Below are 6974 nucleotides of genomic sequence, written 5' to 3'. Positions count from 1 at the left end.
CTCAGCTCCTCCTCCGGCAGCGCCCAGCCGGGCGGCACCGCCTCCACCACGGTCAACACCCAGACCACCTCGGGCAGCGCCCAGACCGTCAACCTGACCGCCACCGGACTGCCCAGCGGCACCACCGCGAGCTTCAACCCCGCCTCGGTGACCTCCGGCAACTCCTCGGCGTTGACGCTGTCGGTCGGCGCCTCCACGGCGCAGGGCACCTACCAGATCACCGTCACGGGCACCGGCTCGACCACGCACACCGCGACGTACACCCTGACGGTCGGCACCGGCGGCCCCGGCCGTACGTTCACCAATGACACCAACTACCAGATCAGGGACTACACGACCACCCGGAGCGCGATCACGTCCAACGCGACGGGCACCGCGACCTCCCCGGTCCAGCTCTCGATCACGATCAGCCACACCTGCGCCGAGGACCTGAACATCCGGCTCCGCGGCCCGAACAACACCTACTACCTGGTCGACCCCTACGGCGGAACCTCCTGCACGCAGTACGGCACCAGGACCTTCTCGGTCCCGGTCAGCCAGCAGGCCGCCGGCACCTGGACGCTCGACATCAGGGACGTCTACGCCGGTGACACCGGCTTCCTGGACTCCTGGAGCATCACTCTCTGACCGTCGTATTCAGGGGTAACGGGCCCCGGCCGGGTGACCGGCCGGGGCCCTTTCACGTCGTCGCGCAGCACCCGGGCGACCTTCTCGTATCCTCTTCCAGCCGATGTCCCCGGTGATCCGCCGCCGGGCGTGAAAGCAGAACGGCCCATCGGATGAGTAGGGGATGTGACTGCCAATTCGACGGCTACGGATCTCGCCGATCCGCGGGGGACGATCAGCGACGAGGCTCTGGTGGAGCTGTCGCGCCGGACCCCCGAACGCTTCGGTGAGATCTACGACCGGTACGTGAGCGAGATCCACGCCTACCTGGGCAGGCGGCTCGACGGGCAGGCCGCGGACGATCTCACGGCCGAGGTGTTCCTGGCCGCGTTCAGGAAACGTGAGACGTTCGATCCCCGGCGTGGCACGGTCCGTCCCTGGTTGTACGGCTTCGCCGGCACCACGATCGCACTGCACCGCCGCGCCGAAGCCCGGCGCCTGGCGGCGCTGCAGCGCAACGCCGGCACGGACGACGGCCGGGAGCACGGCCACGAGGATCGCGTGGTCACCCGCGTGGACGCCGCGAGCGCACAGGGGCGGCTCGCGGCCGAACTGCGGGCGCTGTCCGACGGCGACCGGGACGTGCTGCTGCTCAGCGCGCTGGGCGAGCTGAGCCATGAAGAGGTGGCCCAGGCGCTCGACATCCCGTACGGGACCGTCGGGTCCCGCCTGTCCCGGGTGCGCAGGAAGCTTCGTGCCGCCCTGGGCGGCGTCAATCCATTGCTTGGAGGCTCTGATGGATGATTACCAGGCGGTGCGGGACCTGCTGCCCACGCCGCCGTTGTCCCCCGAGGTCGAGCGGGCCGGCCGCGAACGGCTGGCCGCCGCCTTCGCCCAGGAGCGCGTACGGCGGGGCCGCCGGGCCGGCAGGGGGAGTGCGCTGGCGCTCGGCCTGGCCGGTGCCGCCGCCGCGACGGCGATCGTCGTCGCCAACGTCGCGCCCGGCGGCATGACCACTCCTCATGGCGCGGTCACCCAGGCGGACGGCAAACGCTTCCTGCTGGTCGCGGCCGCCTCGGTGGCCGCCATGCCCGACGAGGGCGCGTGGTGGGGCAGCACGGAGGTCCGCGGCCGGTTGTTCCACGAGCCCGGCGGACGGTACGTCCTGCGTGAGAGCGAGTCGGTCGAGACCTGGATCCCCGCGGACCCCGAAGGGCTCACCTGGTACCGCGAGACCTCTCAAGGGATCAAGCCCGCGACCCCGCAGGACGAGGCGGCGTGGGCCGCCGACGGCTCGCCGACGTCCTGGACGTACGACAAGCCCTCGGAGAACGGCGCCATCGGTGTCGTACGGTCCGCACCCGGTGAGCGGCGGACCTGGTCGAGCGAGGACTGGGACTTCCGCATCCTCACGGCGGGCAAGCCGCTGACCAGGATGAGCGAGGTGCCCGACACCCCTGAGGGGCTGAAGGCGTTCTTCGCCGCCGACGACCGTACGACCATCGACAGCGCGGCGCGGCTGCTGTTCTTCGCGCCGGTGACCAGCGCGAGCAGGGCCGCCGCGTACCGGCTGCTCGCGTCCTTGCCCGGGGTGAGCGCCGCCGGGCAGGTGACCGACGCGCTGGGCCGGGCCGGGCAGGCGATCGAATACGAGTCCGGGGAGTTCGCGCCGCCGAACTACAAGGGGGCGACCAGGACCCGGCTGGTGATCGACCCCGCCTCCGGCAGACCGCTTTCCCTCGAAGTCCGTTCCGCCGCGGACGGCCTGCTCCTGACGTACACCGCGATTCAGGACAGCCGCTGGGCGGATTCCAACCCGTTGAAGGAGAACGAATGAGATTCACTCTTGCCGCTGCCACCGCCGCCGCCGCTGGGTTGCTGTTCGCCGGTGTGGCCGCTGTTCCGGCATCCGCCGACGCGCCGAAGGGGGCGTACTGGCGGGTCGAGACCACCTTCACCACGACCCACCCGCGCGCGGTCGGCAGCGGCTACCACCTGATCCAGCGCAGCGTCAGCACCGACTGGCTGTCGCCGGACGGCAAGGGCTGGTCCGGCTACCGCGCGCTCGGGGCCAAGCCCGCGACGAAGAAGGACGAGGCGGCCTGGCGCGCCGACGGATCCCCGACCACCTGGGACTACCGCACGGAAGGCATGAAGATCCACCTGTCCAGCCGGCCCGGCAAGGGCTGGGTGCAGGCGACCAAGGGGCGGCCCGCCGGGCTCCGGTTCGGCGAGAAGTACGTGACGTACCAGCAGCTCCAGGAGTTGCCGGCGGAGGCCGAGGCGCTCAGGAAGCAGCTGACCGCCGAGGTCGACGCCTGGATCGACGAGGCCGCCGAAGAGGCGAAGACCACCGATCCGAGGGCCACGAAGAACGACTGGCTGGTCAACCGCGACCGGTACGTCGCCGGGCGGGCGGTCGAGCTCCTGTACGTCAACCCGGCGCCGGACAAGGTCAGGGCCGCGGCGTTCCAGGTTCTCAAGACCACCAAGGGCGTCAGCGATCTCGGCCGGAGCAAGGACCCGCTGGGCCGCCCCGGCCAGAAGCTCGCCCTGCCCGTCCCGTCCAACGGGGGGTCGGTGCTCAAGCAGCAGCTGATCGTGGACACCACGGCCATGACGCTGCTGGCCGAGTACACCGACCTCAGGGACGACGGCGAGCAGGTGCTCGGCAAGTCCGGCGTGAAGACGTTCAAGGCCGGTTGGACGAACGACAAGCCCGCCGTTCCCGGCGAGAGCTGAGCCTGCAGCCTCTGATCACCAGGCCGCGCGCGGCGAGCCGCCCTCGCCCGGACGTTCGCCGACCGTGATCGGCACCGAGGTGACCGCGCCGTCGGCGAGGGAGACCTGGTGGGCGCGCCAATTGTGCACGTACAGGAGGTGTTCGCCGGTCCCGTCCACGCTGAAGCGCAGGCTCAGCGAGGCGCCGGGCGGCAGCTCCGGCCGGGCCAGGACCTGCGCCGGACCGCCCGCCAGGGGGATCCGTTCGACGGTGTGCCCGGACGTGTAGATCAGCGCGCCGCCGTCAGGGGTGTGGGCCAACGACTCGAACGGCATGACGCCCGTGGCGTTCTTGATGATCCGGGACGCGGCACCTTCCGGATCGGTGCCCAGCCGGGTGAGATCGAGCAGGGCGATGGCCCGGCCACCCAGCACATAGGCGAGCGAGCGGCCGTCCGGGGCCCAGGACAGGCCGCTCACCATCGAGTGCGTCATCGTCTTCCAGTCCCGGCGCCGGCCGGTGGCGACATCGAGCACGGAGATCTTGGCGCCGCCGCCGATGAGCGGCGTGGAGTAGGCCAACCGGGTGCCGTCGGCGCTGAGGGCGAGGTCGTAGACGATCGTCAGGTCGTCGGCGTCGGTCTGCGTGACGGCCGTCGGCTTCCCGGGGCGCCCGTCCTCGCCGAGGCGTACCAGGAAGAAGCGAATGTCTGGATTCTTCGGCTCGGTCCAGCCGGCGACGGCGAACGTACGGTTGTCGCGGGCGGCGGCCACAAGGTGCCAGGAACTCTCGACGCCGGGCGGCAGCGGGACGTTCGCGATGAACGCCCCGGTCTCGGCGTCGTGCACGGCGGGCGGCACCGGGGTGAAGACAGCGGTCTTGGACCTGCCGGGGAAGTGGGCGAGCGGAGTGCGGGCGGACAGGAAGTACCGCGGGGAACCCGTCGTGGCCAGGGGAGTTCCGGTCGCCACGGGCTCGGCCAAGGAGGTCGCCTGCGGGTACGGGTGCCGTACCGGCTCCGCGGACACCATGAGCGACGGCGGTGGCGGCGGGGCCACCGGGGGCTGGGTCGCGCCGACCAGCGACACCCGGCCGGCGGCCGGGTCGGCGCATCCGGCCACCAGAACGACCAGGGCCAGGCCCGCCAGCGCGGCTGACGAACGGGACGACATGCAGCGATCATCGTATGGATCGGCATGCTTGACCAGCACGGGACCTGATCAGTTGAGAACCTGTGAAGGAATCGCGGCGCGATCGTGTCCCGCATCGGGCGAGGAGGAGCGCCGAGCCGCACCAGGCGCACGGTTCGCCGCCGGCGTGGCGGCGATCTATGATGTGCCGGGTTCACAGAACCGACCTTGGAGAGCGTGTGGCGAATCCGCGTCCGCTGCGCCCCGGCGAGCCCGTTCAGGTCGGGGTCTACCGTCTCCTCGGCGCTCTGGGCGAAGGCGGGCAGGGCGCGGTCTACCTGGCCGACGGGCCGTCCGGCGAACGGGTGGCGATCAAGCTGCTGCACGCCAGGCTCAACGGGGACGCCGACGTCGCCGCCAGGTTCCTGCGCGAAGCCGAGGCCGCCAGGCAGGTCGCCGAGTTCTGCACCGCCCGGGTTCTCGACGCCGGGGTGAGCGACGGCCTGCCGTACATCGTCAGCGAGTTGATCCAGGGAGAGTCGCTCGACCAAGCGGTCAGGCGGGCGGGCCCGCTGGCAGCCGGCGCGCTGGAACGGCTGGCGATCGGCACGGTGACGGCGCTGGCGGCGATCCACCGGGCCGGCATCGTGCACCGCGATTTCAAGCCGCACAACGTGATCCTGGGCCCCGACGGGCCCCGGGTGATCGACTTCGGCATCGCCAAAGTGGTGCAGTCCACCGCCTCCACCGGCAGCGGCCTGGTCGGCACGCCTGCCTACATGTCGCCGGAGCAGATCTCCGGCCAGCAGGCGGGACCGGCCTCCGACCTGTTCTCCTGGGCCGCGACGATGTTGTTCGCCGCGACGGGACGCACTGCGTTCGGCGGCGACAACGCGGCGGTGGCGATGCACCGGGTCATGCACCACGAGCCCGAACTGCCCGCCCTGCCGGGTGTGCTCGCCGAGCTCGTACGGCGCTGCCTGGCCAAGCAGCCGGAAGGCCGGCCGGCGGCGCACGAGGTGTTGCTGCGATTGTTAGGCCACGATCCGCTCGCCGAGGAGAACGCGGCCGGCCAGCGGACACGGGTGGACGACGGAGGCTCCCGCGCCCTCTCGCCGCTCGCGTCCGTCCACCTGCCATCCGCGCCTCGGGTCCGGCCAAGGGCCGCGCGGCCGCGGTCGCGGTTGATCGCCACGGTGACGGCCGTCGCCGTCGTCGTGGCCATCGTCGTCGTGTGGTCGCGGCAGGGAACCGGGTTCGGCGCCCACCTCGGCGAGGTCCCGGGTGGAAAGGACGCCGACATTCAGGCGGTGGCCATGGCACAGTACGACGGCCGGCCCATCGCCCTCGTCGCCGACGAGGAGCGCCTGACGTTCTGGGACCTCATCGCTGACGAGAGCCTGGCGATCTCCTACCCGCCACCGCACCGCGGCCCGATCACGGCTCTGGCCGCGACCGGTTCGATGGCGCTCACCGGGCGGTTCGACGGCACGGTCGAGATCTGGAACATCCAGAGCCGGAGCACGGTCAGCGAACTGACCGGGCACACCAAGCAGGTCAAAGCCGTCGCCCTCGGCACGTTCGATGGGCGGACTTTCGCGCTCACCGGCGGCGTCGACAAGACGATCAAGATGTGGGAGGTGTCGTCGGGCAAACTCCTGCGTACCTTCACCGGGAACCTCGACGAGGTCAACGCGCTGGCGCTCATCGAGGTCGACAAGTCGCCGGTGGCCGTGTCGCTGGACGGGGTGGACGGCGTCCTGCGCGTCTGGGACGCGACGACAGGCCGGCAACTCGGCGACCCGCTGACCACCCAGTCGGGCAACGGGCTGACGGTCGGCCTGCTCCACGGCTCTCCTGTGGTCGTCTCCAGCGACCTGCGCCTGTGGGACCTGCGGACGCGGAAGCTGATCAGGAAGATCGACAACATCGGCGACACCGTCTCGAACGCCGTGGCGATCGGCGAGCTCGGCGACGTCCCCGTCGCGGTGAGCACCGTGAACCTGAAGGACAACGAGGACACTGGCCACAACGGTATCCAGGTGTGGAACCTGGACACCGGCCGCCCGCTCGCGCCGCCCGTGGAACCGGTCTACGGGCCGGACTCCATGGCGATCGGCCGCGTCGGCGAGCGCATGGTCCTGCTCGCCGAGAACGCGTCTGGGGCCGACCTCTGGTCACTCGACCCGCCCTACCCGTCCTGAAGCTCACCTGATTGAGCGGGGCATCGCGGCCAGTTCGGGCCTGCCGAGGCCGGCATGACGGCCGTCATGGTGGAGGCGCTCGGCTGGGGGCCCGCCGCGTAACCCGCTGTCGGGATCAGCCGCTCACCCAAGCTGCAGGGGTGCGACCTGCCGCGGGTGGCGTTCCGGCTGAGACCGCGATGATCGAGCACCTCCCTGAGGCAGTCACGGCGTGCGCGCTGCCCGCCGTGGCAGCCTGGGGTGCGGGCAGCCCAGTACCCGTAATGGGCCTACGCGGCCAGCCTCGGCATCGCCATTCCCGCCGCTCGATGA

At 71.2% G+C, this 6974-nt stretch carries 6 protein-coding genes; 5 read left to right on the top strand and 1 reads right to left on the bottom strand.

Annotated elements, in window-relative coordinates:
* The 4 genes from IEZ27_RS03900 to IEZ27_RS03885 all read left to right on the top strand — a co-directional run.
* Nucleotides 1–627 (top strand): proprotein convertase P-domain-containing protein (locus IEZ27_RS03900; RefSeq protein ID WP_189645891.1); only part of this gene is annotated, 627 nt, incomplete at its 5' end.
* 165 nt (nucleotides 628–792) lie between these two features.
* Nucleotides 793–1410 (top strand): RNA polymerase sigma factor, encoded by a 618-nt coding sequence (locus tag IEZ27_RS03895; protein ID WP_229823192.1) that lies wholly within the window; start codon nucleotides 793–795, stop codon nucleotides 1408–1410.
* Nucleotides 1403–2443, top strand: a complete 1041-nt coding sequence (locus IEZ27_RS03890; protein ID WP_189645890.1) for a hypothetical protein — start codon at nucleotides 1403–1405, stop codon at nucleotides 2441–2443. Before IEZ27_RS03895 ends, IEZ27_RS03890 begins: the two co-directional genes overlap by 8 nt.
* The gene (locus tag IEZ27_RS03885) at nucleotides 2440–3348 is read left to right on the top strand and encodes a hypothetical protein (protein ID WP_189645889.1); all 909 of its coding nucleotides are present in this window, start codon (nucleotides 2440–2442) and stop codon (nucleotides 3346–3348) included. Before IEZ27_RS03890 ends, IEZ27_RS03885 begins: the two co-directional genes overlap by 4 nt.
* Nucleotides 3349–3363: 15 nt before the next feature.
* On the opposite strand, the gene IEZ27_RS03880 is transcribed toward IEZ27_RS03885, so the two are convergent.
* The gene (locus tag IEZ27_RS03880; RefSeq protein ID WP_189645888.1) at nucleotides 3364–4500 is read right to left on the bottom strand and encodes a TolB family protein; all 1137 of its coding nucleotides are present in this window, start codon (nucleotides 4498–4500) and stop codon (nucleotides 3364–3366) included.
* A gap of 197 nt (nucleotides 4501–4697) precedes the next feature.
* Between IEZ27_RS03880 and IEZ27_RS03875 the strand changes: the two genes are divergently transcribed.
* On the top strand, nucleotides 4698–6662 hold the full coding sequence (locus IEZ27_RS03875; protein WP_189645887.1) for a WD40 repeat domain-containing serine/threonine protein kinase: 1965 nt from the start codon (nucleotides 4698–4700) through the stop codon (nucleotides 6660–6662).
* Nucleotides 6663–6974 lie beyond the last annotated feature (312 nt).

Origin of the sequence: Nonomuraea spiralis (genome assembly GCF_014648435.1) — a bacterium.
Classification (GTDB): Bacteria; Actinomycetota; Actinomycetes; order Streptosporangiales; family Streptosporangiaceae; genus Nonomuraea; species Nonomuraea spiralis.
Note: the sequence above shows the minus strand (reverse complement) of the source record. Positions and strands in the feature narration are given on the sequence as shown.